This window comes from Streptomyces sp. CNH287 (assembly GCF_000424825.1).
Window position 1 is genome coordinate 101,532 of the sequence record NZ_AUKQ01000014.1, and the last position, 20,698, is coordinate 122,229.

21 protein-coding genes are annotated in these 20,698 nt (G+C 73.6%); 13 read left to right on the forward strand and 8 right to left on the reverse strand.

The genetic code is table 11. From position 1 onward, the window contains the following. The first annotated feature begins 238 nt into the window (after positions 1-238). From H299_RS0115550 to H299_RS37595, 3 genes are all read left to right on the forward strand, one after another. The gene (locus H299_RS0115550; protein ID WP_486587288.1) at positions 239-916 is read left to right on the forward strand and encodes a 2-phosphosulfolactate phosphatase; all 678 of its coding nucleotides are present in this window, start codon (positions 239-241) and stop codon (positions 914-916) included. 34 nt (positions 917-950) lie between these two features. Further along, positions 951-1,364 (forward strand): PaaI family thioesterase, encoded by a 414-nt coding sequence (locus tag H299_RS0115555; protein WP_027749151.1) that lies wholly within the window; start codon positions 951-953, stop codon positions 1,362-1,364. 248 nt (positions 1,365-1,612) lie between these two features. Continuing rightward, positions 1,613-2,437, forward strand: a complete 825-nt coding sequence (locus H299_RS37595) for a DUF3800 domain-containing protein (protein WP_051262514.1) — start codon at positions 1,613-1,615, stop codon at positions 2,435-2,437. Between the two features lie 309 nt (positions 2,438-2,746). Here the strand turns inward: H299_RS37595 and H299_RS0115565 are convergent, their stop codons facing one another. After that, positions 2,747-3,295, reverse strand: coding sequence for a Uma2 family endonuclease (locus H299_RS0115565; RefSeq protein ID WP_027749152.1), 549 nt, complete (start codon positions 3,293-3,295; stop codon positions 2,747-2,749). Positions 3,296-3,392: 97 nt separating this feature from the next. After that, a complete protein-coding gene (locus H299_RS0115570; RefSeq protein WP_027749153.1) occupies positions 3,393-4,676 on the reverse strand; it encodes an adenylosuccinate synthase in 1,284 nt (427 codons plus the stop codon). A gap of 308 nt (positions 4,677-4,984) precedes the next feature. Here H299_RS0115570 and H299_RS0115575 point away from each other — a divergent pair, with 308 nt between their 5' ends. Beyond that, positions 4,985-6,139 (forward strand): hypothetical protein, encoded by a 1,155-nt coding sequence (locus H299_RS0115575; RefSeq protein WP_486587289.1) that lies wholly within the window; start codon positions 4,985-4,987, stop codon positions 6,137-6,139. 58 nt (positions 6,140-6,197) lie between these two features. On the opposite strand, the gene H299_RS0115580 is transcribed toward H299_RS0115575, so the two are convergent. Then, positions 6,198-7,178 carry a helix-turn-helix transcriptional regulator gene (locus H299_RS0115580; RefSeq protein WP_027749155.1) on the reverse strand — a complete coding sequence of 327 codons (981 nt, stop codon included), beginning with the start codon at positions 7,176-7,178 and terminating at the stop codon, positions 6,198-6,200. 77 nt (positions 7,179-7,255) lie between these two features. Between H299_RS0115580 and H299_RS0115585 the strand changes: the two genes are divergently transcribed. Then, positions 7,256-7,666 (forward strand): VOC family protein, encoded by a 411-nt coding sequence (locus tag H299_RS0115585; protein WP_051262515.1) that lies wholly within the window; start codon positions 7,256-7,258, stop codon positions 7,664-7,666. 31 nt (positions 7,667-7,697) lie between these two features. Here H299_RS0115585 and H299_RS34425 read toward each other — a convergent pair whose 3' ends face one another. Further along, entirely contained in the window at positions 7,698-8,288 is a 591-nt protein-coding gene (locus tag H299_RS34425; RefSeq protein WP_486587290.1) for a GbsR/MarR family transcriptional regulator, read from the reverse strand. 90 nt (positions 8,289-8,378) lie between these two features. On the opposite strand from H299_RS34425, the gene H299_RS0115595 reads away from it, so the two are divergent. Further along, on the forward strand, positions 8,379-9,347 hold the full coding sequence (locus tag H299_RS0115595; RefSeq protein ID WP_037759196.1) for an ABC transporter ATP-binding protein: 969 nt from the start codon (positions 8,379-8,381) through the stop codon (positions 9,345-9,347). Continuing rightward, entirely contained in the window at positions 9,344-11,005 is a 1,662-nt protein-coding gene (locus tag H299_RS0115600; RefSeq protein ID WP_027749158.1) for an ABC transporter permease, read from the forward strand. The genes H299_RS0115595 and H299_RS0115600 overlap by 4 nt, the downstream gene beginning before the upstream one ends. 163 nt (positions 11,006-11,168) lie before the next feature. Here H299_RS0115600 and H299_RS0115605 read toward each other — a convergent pair whose 3' ends face one another. Further along, positions 11,169-11,540, reverse strand: a complete 372-nt coding sequence (locus tag H299_RS0115605) for a nuclear transport factor 2 family protein (protein WP_027749159.1) — start codon at positions 11,538-11,540, stop codon at positions 11,169-11,171. A gap of 123 nt (positions 11,541-11,663) precedes the next feature. Between H299_RS0115605 and H299_RS34430 the strand changes: the two genes are divergently transcribed. The 3 genes from H299_RS34430 to H299_RS37600 all read left to right on the forward strand — a co-directional run bounded on the left by H299_RS34430 (position 11,664) and on the right by H299_RS37600 (position 13,744). After that, positions 11,664-12,275 carry a MarR family winged helix-turn-helix transcriptional regulator gene (locus H299_RS34430; RefSeq protein WP_078512771.1) on the forward strand — a complete coding sequence of 204 codons (612 nt, stop codon included), beginning with the start codon at positions 11,664-11,666 and terminating at the stop codon, positions 12,273-12,275. A gap of 100 nt (positions 12,276-12,375) precedes the next feature. Continuing rightward, entirely contained in the window at positions 12,376-12,993 is a 618-nt protein-coding gene (locus H299_RS0115615) for a hypothetical protein (RefSeq protein ID WP_027749160.1), read from the forward strand. 4 nt (positions 12,994-12,997) lie between these two features. Further along, entirely contained in the window at positions 12,998-13,744 is a 747-nt protein-coding gene (locus tag H299_RS37600) for a hypothetical protein (RefSeq protein WP_027749161.1), read from the forward strand. A 31-nt stretch (positions 13,745-13,775) separates the two neighbouring features. Here H299_RS37600 and H299_RS0115625 read toward each other — a convergent pair whose 3' ends face one another. Continuing rightward, entirely contained in the window at positions 13,776-14,591 is an 816-nt protein-coding gene (locus H299_RS0115625) for a methyltransferase domain-containing protein (protein ID WP_027749162.1), read from the reverse strand. Positions 14,592-14,712: 121 nt separating this feature from the next. Here H299_RS0115625 and H299_RS0115630 point away from each other — a divergent pair, with 121 nt between their 5' ends. Then, complete coding sequence (locus H299_RS0115630; RefSeq protein ID WP_027749163.1) at positions 14,713-15,489, forward strand: glyoxalase; 777 nt, start codon at positions 14,713-14,715, stop codon at positions 15,487-15,489. Positions 15,490-15,549: 60 nt separating this feature from the next. Here H299_RS0115630 and H299_RS34440 read toward each other — a convergent pair whose 3' ends face one another. Continuing rightward, a complete protein-coding gene (locus H299_RS34440; protein ID WP_078512772.1) occupies positions 15,550-17,139 on the reverse strand; it encodes an MFS transporter in 1,590 nt (529 codons plus the stop codon). An 84-nt stretch (positions 17,140-17,223) separates the two neighbouring features. On the opposite strand from H299_RS34440, the gene H299_RS0115640 reads away from it, so the two are divergent. Both H299_RS0115640 and H299_RS0115645 read left to right on the forward strand, forming a co-directional pair. Next, on the forward strand, positions 17,224-17,598 hold the full coding sequence (locus tag H299_RS0115640; RefSeq protein WP_027749164.1) for a winged helix-turn-helix transcriptional regulator: 375 nt from the start codon (positions 17,224-17,226) through the stop codon (positions 17,596-17,598). Between the two features lie 150 nt (positions 17,599-17,748). Next, complete coding sequence (locus H299_RS0115645) at positions 17,749-18,615, forward strand: putative protein N(5)-glutamine methyltransferase (RefSeq protein WP_027749165.1); 867 nt, start codon at positions 17,749-17,751, stop codon at positions 18,613-18,615. A 68-nt stretch (positions 18,616-18,683) separates the two neighbouring features. Here the strand turns inward: H299_RS0115645 and H299_RS34445 are convergent, their stop codons facing one another. Continuing rightward, positions 18,684-20,534, reverse strand: coding sequence for a protein kinase domain-containing protein (locus tag H299_RS34445; RefSeq protein WP_037759198.1), 1,851 nt, complete (start codon positions 20,532-20,534; stop codon positions 18,684-18,686). Between the last annotated feature and the right edge of the window lie 164 nt (positions 20,535-20,698).

Here is a 20,698-nt window from a genome sequence, read left to right on the forward strand (position 1 = left end):
GAGCCAGAAGGGATCTCCAGCGGAGCGAGGCGGCCCGGGTCGGTGAGCATCCAACCCTGGAGTACGCAGTTCCCGGACTGGTCGTCGTCGTACACCGTCGGGGACTCGCCCTCACGGCTGTCCGGGTCTTGGCCCGACTCGTGCAGTGCCATCCTGGTTCCCTTCGCCGGAGCGAACGCGGTGTGCACGGACTTGCGCGCTCCGTAGCTGCCCTCGGCGGTGGGCCATCATGGTCGGTATGGACACCCGTTTCGTCGGCATCCCTGAGCTGGACGAGGCCCCCTCCGTGGCGGTCGTCGTCGACGTCATGCGTGCCTTCACCGTGGCTGCCTGGGCCTTCGGCCGGGGGGCGGAGAAGATCGTTCTCGCCGAGTCGCTGGACGACGCGCTGGCGCTCAAGGCCCGTCACCCGGACCGGCTGGCGCTCAAGGACGGGCCGCCCGCGCCCGGGTTCGACCTGGTCAACTCGCCGGGCCTGCTGCGGTCCGCCGACCTCGGCGGACGGACCGTCGTGCAGAAGACCACGGCGGGGACGGTCGGCGCCCTCGCGGTCAGGGAGGCGTCGCTCGTGCTGTGCGCCAGCTTCGCCGTGGCTGAGGCGACGGCCGGGTTCCTGCGGGCACGCGCGAGCGAAAGTGTGACGTTCGTGGTCACCGGCGAGGACGGACAGGCTGACGAAGACCTGGCGTGCGCCCAGTACATCGCGCGGAGAGCCACCGGGGCCGAGACGGATGCCGCCGGGTACCTCCGCCGCGCTGCCGAGTCGCGCGCCGCCGCCGAACTGGCGCAGGGGGTGCGCCAAGGAGTCCACCCTGACGACGTGGCCCTCTGCCTTGAGCTGGACCGGTTTCCCTTCCCCATGGTGGCGGCCTTGGAGGGCTCGGTCATGGTCCTGAGGCGTGGGCGCCTATCGTGAATGCCACGTCGCGGCGCGAGGAGCGAGGTGTGGTGTGCGGAACGTTCCGGATCTGGCGCTGGCGCGGCAGGTGCTGGCGGCGCAGCCCTTCAGCGGTCTGCTCGGCGCCCGGCTGGTCGCCTTCGGCGACGGCGAGGCGACGCTGGAGCTGGACATCCGCGACGACCTGCGCCAGCAGAACGGCCACCTGCACGGCGGCGTACTCGCCTACGCGGCGGACAACACGCTGACTTTCGCGGCCGGCACGGTGGCCGGCACCCAGCTGCTGACGGCCGGGTTCACCATCGACTACCTGCGCCCCGCGTGGGGCGTGCTGCTGCGCGCCCGCGCGCGGGTGGTGCGGGCGGGCCGCTCCCGTGTGGTGTGCCGCTGCGACCTGCTGGCCGTGGACGAGCAGGGCGTCGAGACCCTGTGCGCCGCAGCACAGGGCACGGTCGCCGTCCCGTAACCCGCCAGAGGCACCGTCCCCCGGCCGTTCCGCGCCCAAGGTACCCGCGAGCCAGGCCGCGAGGAGTCCATACGGTGATCGCACTGGGTGTACCGTCTTAGCACCCAAAGTGCCCGGACAAATCTGGTCGGCAGCGGAGCAGGACAACCGCGCCTTCCGCGCGGGCAGAACCAGAGGAGTCGGCCCGCTGTGGCGAAGAACTGCCCTCCCCGGCCGTCTGGTCGACTCAACTCGGCCCGGCGGTAGGCGTGATACGGCCCGAGACGGCTGCTCGCGTCGGAGCGCTGCCCAAGCTGCATGTCTATGTTGATGAGACCGGGGATCGCGGATTCAGCGACAAGTCCCGTGCGCAGTCACCCTTCTTCGCCATGAGTGCCCTTCTGGTTCCGCAAGAGGAGGAGTGGGCGGTCAAGGTTGCGGCAGGAGGTCTGCGGGCACTCGTTCACAGCGGCAGCCCGCAGGATGCGCTCAAACCCATTCACTGGGTGGACCACTTCAAGGCCAAGCGGCCTGAGCGACGGACCTGGGCCGCCCGGACGCTGGCCCGGATGCAGGACGTCACGGTGATCCACGTCCTCGCCCACAAGGACACAGTGCGCGAGGACTCAGGCATGCGTCAGAGCAAGGAAGTGTTCTACAACTACACCGTTCGCCTTCTGCTGGAGCGTGTCGCCCTCGCCGCTCGGGCCTGGCCGGGCGGGCGCCGGCTGGCGATCGTGCGCCTCGGCGCCGTCAAGCACATGGATCACTCGGCATCGGAAAGCCACTTGGACTGGGTGCGGAACGGCAACGGCACCACATACGACGTGCCATGGGCATTGATCAAATGGCCGCCGACGTGGCAGAGCACTCACCGTGACGGCATCCAACTGGCCGACATACATGCCGGTCTCCTCAACGCGGCGCTGAGCGGCAAACCGTCTGACACCGAGTGCGCCCGCAACCTGCTCCTTGTGCGTCATCAGCTTCGGCGGTCCAGGGCAGGAGCCTTGCTCGGCTACGGCGTGAAGGTGATCGGTGATCCGTCCTTCGTGACGGATCGTGCCTGGTGGCCGGACTGGCAGCGCTTATGACAGCTGAAAGCCCTCTGAGGGACTCCCGGGGGCCACAACCACCTCAAGGGTGGAGGGATCCAGTTCCCTGGTTCCGGCCGAACTCCCGGCAGCCCTTCGGAGGGCTCTGGCTTCGTCTCTTGCTGTGTCTCCTGAAAGTATACCCAGCGTCTCCCAGGAATCACCCGCTGAACTCCGTCGGTCCTCGATGCACGGGAGCGGGCATGAACGCGGTTCGGTGGGGAGACGTCAAGCGTGAGACGGCGGAGCGCCGTACCGACGTGGGCCGTCTCTACGGCGAGGTCCGTGCGTCCCGGTCGGCGGGCGCGCTCACGGGGTCAGGGTCTGGAACTCGCCGGTCTCCAGGGTGACGCCCAGTTCGGTCACCGGGACCGGCTCACCGAACGCGCTGGTGCGTTCGTTCCGGTAGTCCCGGCTGCTCGCGGAGGGCTCGGTGAGTAGCACGCACTGGCCTCGCAGGGGGTCGATGATCAGATACGCGGGGACGCCACCCGAGGCGTACACCTGGCGCTTCGTCTTGTAGCCGCGGTCGACGCTGGTCCTGGAGACCACCTCGACCACCAGGGTCACCGCCGCAGCGGGGATCAGCCGCCCGGACCCCTGCACCGCACCCCGTTCGAAGACGACGAGGTCCGGCTGCGGTTCGCTCGACTCCGCGGGGATCGCGAGGTCCTGTGTCTGCATGCGATGCCACTGGTCACGGGGGATCTGGTCCATCACGGACTCGACGATGAAGTGGTGAACCCGGTCAGAGCCGGGGGTGAGCAGGATCTCGCCTCTGATCAGCTGCGCCCGCATGCCTTCGGGAACGACGAGTTCCTCGAAGGCGCGCCGGGTGCGGTCGTCCGGAGCCGTCACGTCGGCCACCTTCCGGGACGGTGTCGGCGGGTGCGCGGCCCCGCCCCGCCCCGCCCGGTGGCCGGGCCGGGCGGGGTCCGCGTGGGCCGACGCGGGGCTAGAGGAAGGAGCGGATCTGGATCGTCTCCGTGCGGCCCGGGCCGACGCCGATCGCGGAGATCGGCGCGCCCGACATCTCCTCCAGCGCCTTCACGTACCCCTGCGCGTTCTTCGGCAGGTCCTCGAAGGTCTTCGCCTTCGTGATGTCCTCGGTCCAGCCCGGCAGGTACTCGTAGACCGGCTTCGCGTGGTGGAAGTCGGTCTGGCTGTAGGGGAGTTCCTCGACGCGCCTGCCGTCGACCTCGTACGCCACGCAGACCGGGATGCGCTCCCAGCCGGTGAGGACGTCCAGCTTGGTGAGGAAGAAGTCGGTCAGCCCGTTGACGCGCGTGGCGTACCGCGCGATCACCGCGTCGAACCAGCCGCAGCGCCGGTCGCGCCCGGTGGTGACGCCGCGCTCGCCGCCGATGCGGCGCAGCGCCTCGCCGTCCGCGTCGAGCAGCTCGGTCGGGAAGGGGCCCGCGCCGACGCGGGTGGTGTACGCCTTGAGGATGCCGATCACGCGCGTGATCTTCGTCGGCCCGACGCCCGATCCGGTACACGCCCCACCCGCGGTGGGGTTGGAGGAGGTGACGAACGGGTACGTCCCGTGGTCCACGTCCAGCAGGGTGCCCTGACCACCCTCGAAGAGGACGACCTTGCCGTCGTCGACGGCGTTGTTCAGGAGCAAGGTGGTGTCGGCGACATAGCCGCGCAACTGGTCCGCGTACCCGAGGAGTTCCTCGACGACCGCCTCCGGGGCGATCGCGCGGCGGTTGTAGAGCTTGGCCAGCACCTGGTTCTTGAAGTCGAGCGCCGCCTCGACCTTCTGGAGCAGGATCGACTCGTCGAAGAGGTCCTGGACCCGGATGCCGACACGGTTGATCTTGTCGGCGTACGTCGGGCCGATGCCGCGCCCGGTGGTGCCGATCTTCCGCTTCCCGAGGAAGCGTTCCGTCACCTTGTCGAGGGTCTCGTGGTACGGCGTGATCAGGTGCGCGTTCCCGCTGATCAGGAGTTTGGAGGTGTCGATGCCGCGCGCGTTCAGTCCGCTCAGCTCGGAGAGCAGGACCGACGGGTCGACGACGACGCCGTTGCCGATGACCGGCACGCACCCCGGCGAGAGAATCCCGGAGGGGAGCAGATGCAGCGCGTACGTCTGGTCGCCGACGACGACCGTGTGACCGGCGTTGTTGCCGCCCTGGTAGCGCACCACATAGTCCACCGAGCCGCCGAGCAGGTCGGTGGCCTTTCCCTTGCCCTCGTCACCCCACTGAGCACCGAGCAGCACAAGTGCGGGCACAGGCGTACACCCCTTCCGGGCGGGGCATGTCCCACGTGCGTGGCGCTTGTGCCATCGCGAGATCCGTGAAACCGGTGCCCCAGATAGTTGAAGCCCCTGGCGCAACAGCGACAGGGGCTCTTGCACCGAGAGATTACCGGAACTGTTTGCCGGGGTGCGAACAGGAGACCCTCTGCCGCGATGCGTCTGGGGTAACGGGACCCTGGTGGAACCGGGGAGATTCGCAGTCCTGAGAGAGGAACAAGGTGTCGGCTCCAGACCTGCTCGTGGTCATCGACCCCGTTGCCCGTCGGACGGACGGGGAGTCCGTGAGAATCGCGCGTGACGTGCTGTGCGCGGGAGCCCCGGGCACGAAGGTCTGCCTGCTCGACGAGAGTGCCGACGCGGCCCGCGTCCTCGCCCGCCGGGGCAGCAGACGCCTCGTGGTGGTGGGGGACGACCGGGCGCTGCTGCGTACGGTCCAGTTGCTGCACCGGGAGCGGGAGCTGGCCGGATGCACGCTGGCGGTGGTGCCCGTGGGGCCGCCGGGGGCGATCGCGCTGGCCTGCGCGCTGGGTGTCCCGCCCACGGCGGTGGACGCCTCGCGCGCGGTGCTCAGCGGCACGGACTGCCCGATGGACCTGCTGGTGGACGACAGCGGCGGGGTGGTGCTGGGCGCCCTGCGGGTCCCGGCCGGTGCACAGGGTGACGACGGGGCGCGCGGCGGTCGCGGGGGGCGCGGCGCGCGCGGGTACGGGCGGAAGGGCGGGCCGGAGCGCGGGCGGCCGGGCGTCGCCGGGGTGGACGGGCCGGACGGCGGCGCGGACGGCGGCGGCGCGGGCGGGGCCTGGGCGGCGGGGGAGGAGCGCGACCGGGAGGAGCGTGGGGAGTGGGCAGACGGGCGGGAGGGGGCGGACGGCGAGGCGGGCCGGGCGGGCGAGCCGCGCGGCGGTCCCGGGTACGGAGCCGAGGCCGGGCGCGGCGGGCCGGACGTCCCCGGCCCGTACGGTCCGCACGGCCCGGACGGCGGGGAGCGGGGCGGCGGCCCCGGCGGCCCCGGTGCCACCCCCTCCCGGTGGGCACCGCCCCTGCGCGGCTGCCGCTCGCTGGTGCGGACGCTGACGGGCCCCCTGACCCGTCCGCTGCCGCTGCTCGCCGCGCTGGCCGTACCCGGCGGCGGCCGGGGCGGTCCGGCGGGCGGCGGGCCGCAGCGCCTGCGGGTGGAGGCGGACGGCGCGCTCCTGGCCGACCTGGACCGGCCCGTCACGCAGGTGTCCCTCGCCCCGGGCGCCGGCGGCTTCGCGGAGGTCGTCGTACGGCAGCGCTCGTCGAGCACGCCGGTGCGGGCGCGGGCCCGTACGGTCACCGTCTCCGGGCCGGACTTCCGCTACCGCGCGGACGCGGTGGTGGGCGGGCCGGTGCGCGCCCGCACCTGGACGGCGTTGGAGTCGGCCTGGAGCCTGACCCTGCCGGGTCAGCGCTGACGCGGCCCCGCGCGGCGGTGCAGGGGTCGGCGGTCGGCGAGCGGCGGGGCAGGAGGGCTCAGCCTTCGTCCGCCCCGCCGCCCACGTGGGCTCCGTTGGCCTCGGACAGCGCGCGGGTGCGCCGCAGCAGCGCCTCGCGTACGGCCTCGGGCGCGAGGACCCGCAGGGGCGTGCCCAGGCTGAGCAGGTAGCGGGCGAGGCCGTCCGCGTCGGGGCCGCCGACCTCGACGACGGTGGCGCCGGGGCCGTCCGGGCGGTGGCTGCCCACGGTCGGGGGGACCAGCCGCAGCGCCTGGTCCATCGGCAGCGGGAGGCGGGCGGTCGCGTACAGCGCGTACGGGCCCCGGGCGATGGAGCGGGAGACCAGGAGGGCCGGGTCGGGCGGGTCGGCGAGTGCCACCGGCCGCCCGGTGGAGTGCACCCGCACCACCCGGTCGGCGCGGAAGGTGCGCCACTCGTCGCGCTCGGCGTCCCGGGCGACGAAGTACCAGCGGCGCCCCGTGTGCACGAGGCGGTACGGGTCCACGTCCCGGTCGGTGTCGCTGCCGTGCCGGTCGCGGTAGGACAGCCGGGCGCGCTCGCCACGACGGCAGACGGTGGCCAGTTCCAGCAGCATGCCGGAGGTGATCTGCCGGTCCTCGGGCCGGGGGGTGTGGACGAACGCGGCGTCCATCTCGCCGAGCCGGTGCGCGATCCGGGGCGGCAGGACCTGCCGCAGCTTCAGCAGGGCCGAGACCGCCGCCTGGTCGCTGCCGAGGACACCGCTGAGCGCGGCTTCGCGCAGCGCGACGGCCACCGCGAGCGCCTCCTCGTCGTCCAGGACCAGCGGCGGCACCCGGCTGCCGCCGCCGAGGCGGTAGCCGCCCCACGGTCCGGGGTCGGACTCCACGCCGTAGCCCAGCTCCCGCAGCCGGGCGATGTCCCGCCGGACGGTGCGCTCGGTGACCTCCATCCGCCCGGCCAGCTCGCCGCAGGTCCAGGACGGGCGCGCGGACAGCAGGGAGACCAGGCGCAGCAGGCGGGCGGAGGTGCTGATCACCTTGCGCATTCTCCCGCAGAACGTCGGGACGGCGACCAGGACCGGAACTGTCCTGGTCCCGTCATAGCGTCCTCGGCATGAACACCGGAACCGCAGCGACACCCGCATCCACCCCCGCAGCTCTGCCGACGATCCGCTACGCGGCCGTCACCTTCGACTGCCCGGACCCGGCCGAGCTTGCCCGCTTCTACGGGGAGGCCCTGGGCCTGCCCGTCGTCTACGCCGCTGAGGACTTCGTCCTGCTCGGCCAGGAGGGCGCGGCCGGGCTGGGCTTCAACCGGCTGCCCGGCTACCGCCGTCCCGGGTGGCCCGGCACGGAGCAGGAGAAGCAGGCCCATCTCGAACTGGGCGTCGACGATCTGGACGCGGCCCAGGCCAGGCTGCTGGCCCTGGGCGCCGTCGTGGCCTCACCCCAGCCGGACCCGGAGCGGTGGCGGGTCCTGCTGGACCCGGCCGGGCATCCGTTCTGCGTCACCACGCTGGCCTGAGCCCCGGACCGGCCGGGCGGGCCGGGTGCGCTCAGGCGTTCGGCGCCGGCTGGGCGTTCTGGACGCCCAGCTCCGCACGGCGCTGGCGCCAACGCTCCAGCATTCCGTTCATCTCGGTCTGGAGGAACTCGAAGAACTCGCCGGTCTCGCGGACCCGGCGGCCCTCCGGCGTGTCCAGGCCGAGCGTCTCGGCGCCCGCCCGGAGGGTGGCCGTCCAGTGGCTGAGCAGCTGGTCCCGGACGGTGAACGTCTCGTACCAGATGTCCTCGTGCAGGCGGTACCGCTCGCGCCGGGAGCCCGGCTCGCGCTCCCGGCTGATCAAGTGGACGTTCGCCAGGTAGCGCACGGCGCCGGAGATGGCGGCCGGGCTGCACCGAAGCCGCTCGGCCAGTTCGGCGGAGCTGAGCGCGCCCTGCCGGGAGGCGAGCAGGCAGGCGAAGACGCGGGAGGCCATGCGCTGCATGCCCGCCTCGGTGAGGTCGGCGGCGAGGCGTTCGACGAAGGGTGAGACGCGCCGGGCGTACTCCGCGCTGCCCGCCGGGGCGTGCGGGAGGTGCGGGGCGGCCTCGGCCGGCTCGCTCCCCGTGCTGTCTGCGTGCTGTCCCTGCCGCTCGTCGGCCACTGTCGTGCATCTCCCCAGCTGAAACCGTCCTGCCAATCCTAACGTTTCCTTAAGTTCACAAACTCCTGAAGTTAGCGTAGTTTCGAAATCATGACCACGGCAACCACAGCGATCTCCATAGCCGGACTCGTCAAGTCCTTCGGCAGGACCCGCGCGCTCGACGGCCTCGACCTGCACGTCGAGAAGGGAGAGGTGCACGGGTTCCTCGGGCCGAACGGCGCCGGGAAGTCCACCACCATCCGTGTCCTGCTCGGTCTGCTGCGCGCCGACTCGGGGCAGGCGAGGGTCCTCGACGGCGACCCCTGGCACGACGCGGTCGAACTGCACCGCCGTCTCGCCTACGTGCCCGGCGACGTCGAACTCTGGCCCAACCTCACCGGCGGCGAAGCCATCGACCTGCTCTCACGGCTGCGTGGGGGCCTGGAGCGGAAGCGCCGCGACGAGCTGATCGAGCGCTTCGACCTCGACCCCACCAAGAAGGGCCGCACCTACTCCAAGGGCAACCGGCAGAAGGTGGCCATCGTCGCCGCCCTCGCCTCGGACGCGGAGCTGCTGCTGCTCGACGAGCCCACCGCGGGCCTCGACCCGCTGATGGAGGTGATCTTCCAGGACGTCATCCTCCAGGCCAGGGAGGCGGGGAAGACCGTGCTGCTCTCCAGTCACATCCTGGCCCAGGTGGAGAAGCTCTGCGACCGGGTGAGCATCGTGCGGCTCGGCAAGGTCGTCCAGTCCGGCACGCTGAGCGAGATGCGGCACCTGACCCGTACGGCGATCGAGGCGGAGACCGAGCGGCCCGTCGTCGGACTGGAGGCGCTCCCGGGCGTGCACGACGTACGGCGGGAGGACGGGCGCATCCGCTTCGCCGTCGACGGCGCGCACCTGGACGGCGCCGTGCGCAAGCTCCTGGAGGGCGGCGTACGCAGCCTGCTCAGCCATCCGCCCACGCTGGAGGAGCTGATGCTGCGCCACTACGGCGACGTACTGGGCGGGCACGGGGCGGACGCGACGGACGGCCCGGCGCCGGCGGCAGCGCCGACCACACCGGACGCGCCGCGATGACCGCCGCCACCAGGGCCGCCAGGCCCACCGAGCCCGCCGCCCCGTCCCGCACCGGCAGCCGCCCCCTCGCGGGGACCGCGACCCTGCTGCGCTTCAACCTCCGCCGCGACCGCGTCCGCATCCCGGTCTGGATCGGCGCGCTCTTCCTGAGCACCCTCGGCACGCTCTCCAGCTCCGTGTCCCAGTACCCGGAGGCGGCGGACCGCGACTCCGCCGCCTCGACCCTCGACAGCCCGGCCGGACTGGCCATGACGGGCCCGCGGCACTATCTGGACGACTACAACTACGGCTCGATGATGAGCCATCAGATGCTCGGCTTCGTCGCCGTCATGGTCGGGCTGATGAGCGTGCTGATCGTCGCCCGGCACACCCGTACCGAGGAGGAGACCGGCCGTGCCGAGCTGGTCCGCGCCACCGTCGTCGGGCGGCACGCGCACCTGACCGCCGCGCTCGCCACCGCCGTACTCGCCAACCTCGCACTGGGCCTGCTGCTCGCCGTCGGCCTGGGCGGGCAGGGCACCGAGGGCGTCGGCTGGGGCGGCTCGCTGCTGTACGGGGCCGTGCACGTCGCCGTCGGGCTGGTCTTCGCCGCCGTCGCCGCGATCACGGTGCAGATCAGCCAGTACCCGCGCGGTGCCACCGGCCTGGCGCTCGCGGTGATCGGCGCCGCCTACGCGCTGCGCGCCGCGGGCGACGTCGGCAGCGGCGTGCTCTCCTGGTTCTCCCCGATCGGCTGGGTCCAGCGCACCTACCCGTACGTGGACGACCGCTGGTGGCCGCTGCTGCCCGCGCTCGCGCTGGCCGCCCTGGCCACCGGCGCCGCGTACCGGCTCAGCACCCTGCGCGACGTCGGCGGCAGCCTGCGCGCCACCCGGCTGGGCAGCCCCGTCGCCTCGGACGCCCTGACCCGCCCGGTCGGCTTCGCGCTGCGGCTGCACCGGGGCACGCTGGCCGGGTTTGCCGCCGGACTGCTGCTGCTCGGGATCATGTACGGCTCGATCCTGGGCGACGCGGAGGAGATGGCCGAGGAGATCGACGAGCTGCGGGAGGCGCTGGAGAAGGTCGGCGGCGCGAGCATCACCGAGTCGTTCGCCTCGACGGTGATGATCGTGATCGCGGTCGTGGCGGCGGTGTACGTGGTGATGGCGACGCTGCGCCCGCAGTCGGAGGAGACGGCGGGCCGCGCCGAGCCGCTGCTGGCGACCGGCCTGTCCCGGGTCCGCTGGGTCGGCGGACACCTCGTCGTCGCCATGACGGGCGGGGTGGCCGTGCTGGCCCTGACCGGTCTCGGCTTCGGCGCCGCGGGGGCGGCGGCCACCGGGGACGGCGGCCTCTTCCTCGACCTGCTCCTCGCGCCGCTCGCGTACGCCCCCGCGCTGTGGGTGACGGCGGGGGTCACGATCACGCTGTTCGGCTGGGTGCCCCGGCTCACGGTGGCCGCCTGGCTCGTGCCGGTGTACGGCTTCGTGGTCGGCTACCTCGGGCAGATCCTGGACTTCCCGGACTGGCTGGACAACCTGTCCCCGTTCGGCCATGTGGCCAAGCTGCCCGCGGAGAGCATGGAGTGGACCCCGGCGCTCGTCCTCACCGCGCTCGCGGCCGGGCTGGTGGCGCTGGGCCTGGCAGGGTTCCGGCGCCGGGACCTGGAGACGAAGTAGGCGCGCGGAAGCAGAAGCTGGCGCGCGGAAGCAGGTGCGCGGCGGTCCGCCGCCCGCGGGGGCGCGCCGGGGCCGGTCGCAGATGACCGCCCCGGCCGTCTCCCACGGGGGGAGGAGACGGCCGGGGCGGTGGCTCATCTGGGCGGTACGCCCGGTGGTGCGATCAGCCGGGGCCCCGGACGGGGCTGAGCTGCATGCCGAGGATCTTCCAGACGCCGTCCTGGCGGTGGTAGATCTGCGTGCCGCGGAAGCGGCCGTCCACCCGGCGGTCCTGGAAGGTGCCCTGCTGGTCCTGGATGCCGATGCCCACGGCCGTGTCGCCGTGAATCCGGAACTGCACGTCCTCCCAGGACAGCTTCTCGAACTTGAGGTCGCCCGACTCGAAGCGTGCGAGCCACTGCTCCCTGGTCAGCACGAACCCGGCCGGTCCGACGGCGGTGAAGTCGTCCGTCAGCAGGGCGGCCACGGCGCCGGCGTCGCCACGCTGCTCGGCGGCGGCCCACTCCTGGCTCAGCTCCTGCACCGTGCGGCCCATGCGTGATCCCCCTCAATCGTCGGGTGCAGCCGTGCCGCGAGGGCCGTGCTGACAAGGACAACGTTAGCGCGTCAATCGATAGACTTCAAACGATTCGATGTCTAACAATGCTAGAATTCTGTCATGCCCCCCACTCCCGGCCCCCCAGTCGGCCTCCGGCTCTCCTACACGGCCAAGACCGTCAGCCGCACCTTCGACGAGGCGCTGGTGGCGGAGGGCGGTTCCCTGCCGACCTGGTTGATCATGATCTCGATGCGTACCCAGTCCCTGGGCAGCCAGCGCGAACTGGCCGCGGCGGTGGGCATCCGCGGGGCGACGCTCACGCACCATCTCAACGCGATGGAGGCCGACGGCCTGATCACCCGCAAGCGCGACCCGGCGAACCGGCGCATGCACCAGGTCACGCTGACCGAGCGCGGCGAGGAGCTGTTCCGCCGCCTCGCCGTCGCCGCCCGCGCACACGAGCAGATGCTGCGCAGCGGGCTCACGGAAGAGAACATCGCCACGCTGGAGCACCTGCTCGACCGCCTCCGGCACAACGTCACGGCGGCGGGGAGCGGCAACGGCGCCAACGGCAGCAGCAGCGGCAACGGCAGTAACGGCGCCCGCCGCAGCAACGGCGCGCCCGGCTCCGGGCCCGCTGCCGCCGCTGTGGACAGCGTCGCCGACCTCGGTGACCTCAGCGACCTGGGGGGTCTCGGCAGCCTCACCGGCCTTGGCGGGCACGCGGACTGACCCGCCCTCACCGCCGCGCCCCCGCCCGGACGGCGCAGCCGCCCACCCGATAGGCGGCGCTGCTGGTGCGGCGCGTGGCGCGTGCTGCTCGCATGGAGGCATGACATCGCCGACGCGCGCGGGCGGACACCGCCGTGCCCGCTCCCTGGCCGCGGCCTTCGCCGCGTCCGCGGCGGTCGTGCTCGGACTCGCCGTCCCGGCCGCGGCCCAGAACGACAGCTCGGCGCCGGGCGAGGGCCTGACACTCACCCCCGCCTCGGCCGCCGCCGGACAGCCCGTGGCCGTACGCGCCGACTGCGCGAGCGGCGGCGGGCACGGTCAGGTCTTCTCGACCGCCTTCCGCTCCCCCGCGCCGCTGCGGTCCGGCTCCGACGGTACGGCCGTCGCGCGGGCCGTCGTACGTTCCGGGCTGCTGCCCGGTGAGCGCTACGTCGTCACCGCCATTTGCAGCGGGTCCGAGTCGCTGACCGCCTCCTTCGTGCACGCCGTCGGCGGTCCGGCGGACACCGGCCTCGGCCGCCCGCCGGAGCGGGAGGGCCGCGGGGTCGACAACGCCGCGCTCGCCATCGGCGGGGGCTTGGCCACGGCGGGGCTGGCGGGGTACGTGCTCACGGTGCGCGGCGGTTCCTCCCGTACGCCGCGCGGCCTGCGGGGCGCGGGACCGCACGGTACGGCGCGGGACGGCGCGGGCCGCCGCTCCGGGCAGAGACGGGGCTGAGCCGGTGCCGACCCGCCACGAGCGCCTCGCCCTGCACGGCCGCCGGCTGGAGGCCGCGGCGCTGGCCGGTGCCGTTCTGCTGACCGTCCTACTGTGCCGGCTGGCCCCGGGCGAGGAGGCGTCCGGCGCGGCGGACGACGCGCGCGGCGGCCTCGCGAACGTGGCCCGGGGCCTGGGGTCCAGCCCGGCAGCAGCCCCGCGGGACACCGCCGCAGATCCCGGGCACGCGGCGGGCGCGCTGCCCCGCTCGGCCCCCGTACGGCTGCGCATCCCGCGTACGGACACGGACGTGCGGGTGGCGGGCATCCCCGGGCGCCCGCAGGGACGGGGCGGGCCGGGCGCGGCCGAGGCGGCCGGGGCCGGGGCGCGGCGGGTGGCCTGGTACCGGGGCGGCCCGTCGCCGGGGGAGCCCGGACCCGCGCTGCTGGCCGGCCGGCTGGACACGGGCGGGGGCGCGGGCGCTGCGGCGGGCGCGGCCCCCGGCCGGGCCGCGCTGGCCGGGCTGGGCGGACTGCGCCGGGGCGCGGTGATCGACCTGTGGCGCGCGGACGGCAGCCGTACGCGCTTCGTGGCCGACGCGGTGACGCGCTACGGGCAGCCTGGCGACGGCAGCACCGCCCGCTTCCCCGGCGCGCACGTGTACGCGATGACCGAGCGCCCCGAACTGCGCCTGGTCGCCCGCGCGTCCGGCCGCGCGGACGCCGGTGTGCTCGTCCTCGCCCACCTCGTCGGCACCCCGGGCACCGCCTGACGGGGCGCCGAACCGGATCAGGCGGCCCGGATCAGGTGACGCGGATCAGGAGTTCGCCGTGCAGGACGGAGAACCAGCCGTCCTCGTGCGCGCCCCACTCGCGCCAGCCGTCCGCGATCCGGTGCAGGGCCGCCTCGTCGGCGTGCCCTGAGGCGACCGCGCGGCGGGCGTAGGCGGAGGCGACGGTGCGCTCCGCCCACAGGCCGCTCCACCAGGCGCGTTCCCCGGGGGAGTGGAAGCACCAGGTGCCGGTGGTGGCGGTGACGCCGGTGCAGCCCGCGCGGCGTGCCCACGCGTGCAGCCGGCGGCCCGCGTCGGGTTCGCCGCCGTTGGCGCGGGCGACGCGCTGGTAGAGGTCCAGCCAGTCGTCGAGGGCGGGGACGCGCGGGTACCAGGTCATCGCGCCGTAGTCGGAGTCCCGGACCGCGACGACGCCGCCCGGGCGGCAGACTCGGCGCAGCTCGCCGAGCGCGCGCACCGGGTCGCCGACGTGCTGGAGCAGCTGGTGCGCGTGGACGACGTCGAACGAGTCGTCGGGGAAGTCGAGGGCGTGCACGTCGGCGGCGGTGAACCGGACGTTGTCCAGGCCGCGTTCGGCGGCGTGGGCGCGCGCCGGGCCGAGGATCTCCTCGGCCGCGTCGGCACCGGTCACCTGCCCGCCCGGGGCGACGGCGGCGGCCAGGTCGGCCGTCACGGTGCCCGGTCCGCACCCGACGTCCAGGACGGACTGCCCGGCGCGCAGTTCCGGCAGCAGGTAGGCGGCGGAGTTGGCGGCCGTGCGCCAGCGGTGCGAGCGCAGTACGGAGTCGTGGTGTCCGTGCGTGTACACGGCGGTTTCTTCCGGCATGGCCGCAGCGTAGTCCATCGGTCCATATATTGAGCAGTATCGTCTCGCCATATGAAATACGAGCGGATGTGCGCCGGTTCGGCGTGAAAGGATCGTCGGCCATTCGGGGAGGCGTTGGGTGATGACCGGGAAGACGGTTCGGGCGAACGAGACCACGGTGCCGGTGCTGTCGTGCGTGTCGCCCGAGGAGACGCTGGAGTTCTACGAGGCGCTGGGATTCACGACCACGTACAGGATGACGAAGCCGTACCTCTACCTCGCGTTGGAGTGGAGCGGGTTCTCGCTGCACTTCGCCAAGCCGCCCGCGGGCACGGACCCGGCCCGGGAGGACGTCGGCGGCTGCCTGGTCATGGTGGACGAACTCGCCCCGTACCACGCCGCGTTCACCGAGGCGATGCGCCGGTCCTTCGGGAAGGTGCTGGCCTCGGGCCGGCCGCGCATCACGCGCTACCGGCCCGGGGCGACGCGCTTCACACTCGTCGACCCCTCGGGCAACTCGATCATCTTCATCCAGCGGGACGAGCCGGAGGGGCTCGAGTACGGCGGGTCGAAGTCGCTGGAGGGGCTGGCCAGGGTGCTCGACAACGTGCGCATCCTCCGCGAGTTCAAGAACGACGACCGGGCCGCGTTCCGGGCGGTCGACTCCTGGCGCCGGCGGCACGGGGAGCAGGCTCCGGCGGCCGAACGGGCGATGGCCCTGGCGACGCTCGTCGAGCTGGCTGTCGCCCTGGGGGAGCCGGACAAGAAGGCGGAGTTCGCCACGGAGTTGCGGGGGATTCAGCTGACCGGGTCCGAAAGGGAGCGGGTGGAGGTCGAGTTGGGCATCGCCTCGGCCCTGGAGGACTGGCTGCGCGAGCCCGCTGACCCCGAGCCCGACTCCGACTCCGACTCCGACTGAGGCCTCGGCCCCGGCGGTTCGTAGCCGGAGCCCCGCCCGGCCCCGCCCCGCCCTGCGGCGTCAGCGGCTGCCGTCGCCGCGCCGCTCGCGGAGGAGGACGGCGCACAGGGCCGCGGTGACGGCCAGGGCGAGGGCCGCGGTCGCGGACGCCACCACGAAGCCCTGTGTGAACGCGTCCCGGGCCGCCTCCAGCAGTGCCCCGCCCGGCCCGGGGCCGAGCCGGTCGGCCAGTTCGGCGGCGCTGCCGAGGGACTCCCGTACCTGGGCGTAGCCCTCCTCGGCCGGTCCGGGCAGTGCGGCGGCGGGCGGCAGGGCGGAGCGGTAGGTGAGGGTCAGCACCGTGCCGAGCAGGGCGATGCCCAGCCCGGCGCCGAGTTCGAAGGAGGTCTCCTGGATGCCGCCCGCCTCGCCCGCCCGCTCCTCCCGCGCGTTGGACATGATCGCGTCGGCGCCCAGCGTCATCACCATCCCCGCCCCCGCTCCGGCGAGCATGAGCAGCGCCACCAGCACCGCCGGGCCCGGCCTGCCGGTGCCCGCGCCCAGGACCGCCAGGCCGGCCAGGCCCGCCGCGAAGAGGCCCAACGCCCCTGCGGTCACCCGGTGGTGGGCCCAGCGCCTGGCCAGCCAGGGGGCCGTTACGGCGCCCGTTCCGGTGGCCGCCGCCAGCGGCACCAGGGCCAGTCCGGTGCGCAACGGCGAGTAGCCCAGCACGAGTTGAAGCAGCTGGGTCGCGAAGAACAGCAGCGCCGTGAAGCTGGCGAAGCAGACGAGGATGCTCAGCGTGGCGACCGAGAAGCGGCGGTCGGCGAAGAGGGTGAGGTCGATCAGCGGGTGGGCCAGCCGCCGCTGGCGCCGTACGAACAGCGCAAGCAGCAGGAGGCCGCCGAGGCCGGTGACCAGCCCGACGGCGTCCACGGAGAGCCCCTCGGCGAGGTGCTTGAAGGCGAACACGGTGGCGGCCAGACCGGCCACCGACAGGGCCGCGCCCGTCGCGTCCCAGCGCCGTGGCTCGGGGTCGCGGGACTCGGGTATGACGCGGAGCCCGACGGCGAGGGCCACCGCGGCGACCGGGAGGTTGACCAGGAAGACCGAGCCCCACCACCAGTGCTCCAGCAGCAGCCCGCCGAGCAGCGGCCCCACCGCCGCACCGACGCTGTTCGCGGCCGTCCACAGGCCGAGGGCGAGTGTCCGCTCACGCCGGTCGGTGAACACGACGCGGATGATCGCGACCGTCGACGCCATCAGCATCGCCGCCCCCACCCCGAGCAGCCCCCGGGCGAGGATCAGCAGCACCGGCCCGTTCGCCCACGCGACTCCGGCGGACGCCAGGCCGAACACGGCGAACCCGGTCAGCACCAGCCGCCTGCGGCCCAGCCGGTCGCCCAGCGTCCCGAAGGTGACGAGCAGCGCGGCGACGGTGAGCGGGTAGATGTCGACGATCCACAGCAGCTCGGTGCCGGTGGGCAGCAGGTCCCGGCTGAGCGTGGGGACGGCCACGTGCAGGACGGTCACGTCCACGCCGACCAGGAACAGGCTCGCGCACAGGACGGCGAGCACCGCCCAGCGCCGTACGGGCGGGGCGGCTCCGGCCGGGGCGGTGGGGGCCGGGGCGGGGTCGGGCGGGCACGGGGGCAGGGCGTCGACGGGCATCCGCCCACTCTCACCAGGTGCCGGCCCGGCCGGCAAGTACGGTCTTTTCTGTCCTGTACCGGCGGTCCGTATACCGTGGTGCGTATGCGGGAAGACGTGGCAGCCATGCCCCCGAGCTGTGCCGTCGAGGTGGCGATGACCGTTCTCGGGGGCAAGTGGAAGATGCTCATCCTCAAGAACCTCGTGCCCGGCACCCGCCGCTTCGGCGAGCTGGCCAGGCTGATGCCCGGCATCACCCAGCGGATGCTGACCCGGCAGCTGCGCGAGCTGGAGGCGGACGGCCTGGTGCACCGTACGGTCCACGCCGAGGTGCCGCCGAAGGTCGAGTACGAGCTGACCGGCACAGGCCGGAGCCTGGAGGGCATCATGGAGCAGCTCGACCGCTGGGGGCTCTGGTACCGCGAGCTGCGCACCGCGGACGAGCCGGACACACCGGCAGGCCCGGAGCCCCTCGGGTAGGGTGGCGGCTCGTCGTGCAGCGGACCGGACGTGACCGGATCGAGGAGGTGGGACCCATTACCGCGGTAGCAGGCCGGGTGCTCTCACCTCTTGGTCGGAAGACGGCGTAGCCGGCCACGGGAGTGCCCTTCGGTATCCGAAAGGCTTCTCATGTCGCTTCCTCCGACCTCCCCTTCCTCGCCGCCCGCCCCTGATGAGCCCGCCCCTGAGGCGCCTTCCTCGGCCGTCACGCGCACGCTGCGTGCCGCGGGCTGCGTCTTCGCCGAGGACGAGGCGCGGCTGCTCGTCGCCGAGGCGCGCACACCCGGCGAGCTGGCCGCGATGGTGGACCGGCGGGCCGGCGGCCTGCCGCTGGAACACGTCCTGGGATGGGCCGAGTTCTGCGGCGGTCGCACGCTGGTGGAACCGGGCGTCTTCGTGCCCCGCCGCCGTACCGAGTACCTCGTACGGCTGGCCGTCCACCTCGCCCACCAGGCCGTGGACCGGCCGCGCCCCGTCCTGGTCGACCTGTGCTGCGGCTCCGGTGCGGTCGGCGCCGCGCTGGCGCGGGCGGTGGGCGGGGCCGAGGTGCACGCGGCCGACGTCGACCCGGCGGCGGTGCGGTGCGCCCGGCGCAACCTCGCCCCGTTCGGCGGCCGGGTGTACCAGGGCGATCTGTACGAGCCGCTGCCCGCCGCGCTGCGCGGCCGGATCGACGTACTGGCCGCCAACGTGCCGTACGTGCCGACCGAGGAGCTGGCGCTGCTGCCCCCGGAGGCGCGGGTGCATGAGCCGCGCGCCGCGCTGGACGGGGGCGCGGACGGGCTCGACGTGCTGCGGCGGGTGGTGGCGCAGGCGTCGGACTGGCTGGCGCCGGGCGGGTGCCTGCTGGTCGAGACGAGCGGGCGGCAGGCGCCGCGCGCCCTGGAGATCTTCCGGCGGGGCGGGCTCGCCACCCGGCTCGCGGTGCACGAGGACCTGCACGCCACGGTCGTCGTGGGCGCCCGGCGGCCGGAGCCGGCGCGGCGTCGCCCGTAACCGCGCGCGGTGGCCGTACGCGGTGGCCGTACGACGTCGCGGCACCCGGCGCGCGGCGCGTACCGCCGTCAGCCGACGTGGTGGCCGAGCATCCGCGCCTCCTGCATCTTCGTCAGCTGCACGACGTAGATGATCGCGAGGATCGCCGCCGCGACACCGGTGAGGTCGGCGAAGATGCCGAGCGCCAGGGTGCCCGACGCGCCGTCGATGTCGTCGTTCTCGTACCAGCTCTCCCAGGTGGCCATGAAGTTGATGCAGAAGAAGATCACCCACAGCGTCCACCAGGCGTTGAGCAGCCCGCGCGGGGTGCGCGGGCGGGTGCCGCCGTACCAGGACGCGGGCGCGGGGGGCGGCTTGGTCGCCGTCCAGATGTCGTTGGCGATCTGCTTGGGCATGAAGAAGTTGCACACCGGGATGAACCAGGTGCCCGCCGCCATCCCCGGCGCGTAGCGGATCTGCCCCGGCGCGAACGCCTCGGCGTTCGCCCGCACGCGGTGGAACCACAGCGTCCACAGCGGGATCACGGCCAGCCAGATGAAGATCCCGAAGATCTCGACCACCTGGGTGGTGTCCTTCATGGACGAGAAGTTCTCGTGGTACTCGACCGGGAGGGAGTCGGGCAGCTCGCCCAGCTCGGAGTCCACGTTCACCATGAGGAAGAAGTGCACCACCATCCACACCAGGGTGGTGGCCAGCAGCGCCCAGGTGGGCGTGGCCAGGCCGCGCACCGGCCGGGCCGGCTTGGGCGGTGCGTGCGGTGCCACCGGGACGGGGTAGGCGGACCCGGGCTGGTAACCGGGCGGATAGCCGGTCTGGTAGCCGCTGTGCGGGACGGCGGACTGGGTCATGCCCTGCTGCCAGGTGTTCTGCGGATAGCCGTACGGCCCCGCCTGGTAACCGGCCCCCGGCACGCCGGTGGTGGACGCCCCGCCGTGCGGTGCGCTCGCGGGCGGCGGCGGTGTCGAGAGGCCCGGCGGACCGGCGCCGGGGCCCGAACCGGCGGCGTACTGCGCCTCCGGGTCCTCGCTGTCCAGCAGCTGCACGGCGTGCCGCCCCAGCTGCGCCAGCACCTCGCCGGGCAGCCAGGTGCCGGTTATCTCCCCCTGGGTGCGGGCGGTGAGGGCCTCCAGAGTGGGCCGCTGGGCGGCGTCCTTGGCGAGGCAGGCGGAGATCAGGTCGTGCAGCGGGCCGGAGAGGCCGGCCAGGTCCGGGTCCTCCTCGGCGATGCGGAACAGCAGCGCGTGGACGCCGCTGTCCGCCGTGCCGAACGGCATCCGGCCGGTGGCCGCGTAGGCCAGCACGGCGCCCAGGCAGAACACGTCGCTGGCGCCCGTGACCTGCTGGCCCCGCACCTGCTCCGGGGACATGAAGCCGGGGGAGCCGATCACCGCGCCGGTACGGGTGAGTCCGCCGGAGGACTGCACCGCGTCGTCCAGGGCGCGGGCGATGCCGAAGTCGATGACGCGCGGCCCGTCGATGGTGATGAGCACGTTCGACGGCTTCAGGTCGCGGTGGATGAGCCCGGCGCCGTGGATCGCGGTGAGCGCCTTGATCAGACCGGTCGCCAGGGCCCGTACGGAGTGCTCGGGCAGCCGCCCGAAGTCGCGGTCGACGACCTCGGCGAGCGAGGGTCCGGCGATGTAGCCGGTGGCCACCCAGGGTTCGGCGGCCTCGGTGTCCGCGTCCAGCACGGGGGCGGTGTGCTCACCGCCCACCCGCTGGGCGGCGGTGACCTCCTGGGCGAAGCGCCGCCGGAAGTCCGGGTGCCGGGCCAGCTCGGCCTTGACGGCCTTGACGGCCACGGTGCGGCCGCGCTCGGAGCGGGCGAGGTAGACGCGGCCCATGCCGCCCTCGCCCAGCCTGCCGAGCAGGCGGTAGCCACCGATCCAGCGTGGATCGCGGGCGTCCAGCCTGTCCATATGTGCAGCCCCTCCCCCGTATGGTCGAACCTCACCGAGGATAGAGGTGCGGCCGACTGGTGTGGTGGACGGGCCGCGGCCTCGATTCGGTTCCGTTATGAGCCCCGGAGATGCTGCCGGAGCGGTGTGGTGTGCCGAGTGCCGCGCGGTGGCCGGAGGTTACC

What these genes read in the sequence shown, in the direction of transcription:
- H299_RS0115550 (WP_486587288.1), top strand. Translation starts at nt 239, where the DNA reads ATGGACACCCGTTTCGTCGGCATCCCTGAGCTGGACGAGGCCCCCTCC.
- H299_RS0115585 (WP_051262515.1), top strand. Translation starts at nt 7,256, where the DNA reads ATGAACACCGGAACCGCAGCGACACCCGCATCCACCCCCGCAGCTCTG.
- H299_RS0115595 (WP_037759196.1), top strand. Translation starts at nt 8,379, where the DNA reads ATGACCACGGCAACCACAGCGATCTCCATAGCCGGACTCGTCAAGTCC.
- H299_RS0115600 (WP_027749158.1), top strand. Translation starts at nt 9,344, where the DNA reads ATGACCGCCGCCACCAGGGCCGCCAGGCCCACCGAGCCCGCCGCCCCG.
- H299_RS0115605 (WP_027749159.1), bottom strand. Translation starts at nt 11,540, where the DNA reads ATGGGCCGCACGGTGCAGGAGCTGAGCCAGGAGTGGGCCGCCGCCGAG.
- H299_RS34430 (WP_078512771.1), top strand. Translation starts at nt 11,664, where the DNA reads ATGCCCCCCACTCCCGGCCCCCCAGTCGGCCTCCGGCTCTCCTACACG.
- H299_RS0115615 (WP_027749160.1), top strand. Translation starts at nt 12,376, where the DNA reads ATGACATCGCCGACGCGCGCGGGCGGACACCGCCGTGCCCGCTCCCTG.
- H299_RS0115625 (WP_027749162.1), bottom strand. Translation starts at nt 14,591, where the DNA reads ATGCCGGAAGAAACCGCCGTGTACACGCACGGACACCACGACTCCGTA.
- H299_RS0115630 (WP_027749163.1), top strand. Translation starts at nt 14,713, where the DNA reads ATGACCGGGAAGACGGTTCGGGCGAACGAGACCACGGTGCCGGTGCTG.
- H299_RS34440 (WP_078512772.1), bottom strand. Translation starts at nt 17,139, where the DNA reads ATGCCCGTCGACGCCCTGCCCCCGTGCCCGCCCGACCCCGCCCCGGCC.
- H299_RS0115640 (WP_027749164.1), top strand. Translation starts at nt 17,224, where the DNA reads ATGCGGGAAGACGTGGCAGCCATGCCCCCGAGCTGTGCCGTCGAGGTG.
- H299_RS0115645 (WP_027749165.1), top strand. Translation starts at nt 17,749, where the DNA reads ATGTCGCTTCCTCCGACCTCCCCTTCCTCGCCGCCCGCCCCTGATGAG.
- H299_RS34445 (WP_037759198.1), bottom strand. Translation starts at nt 20,534, where the DNA reads ATGGACAGGCTGGACGCCCGCGATCCACGCTGGATCGGTGGCTACCGC.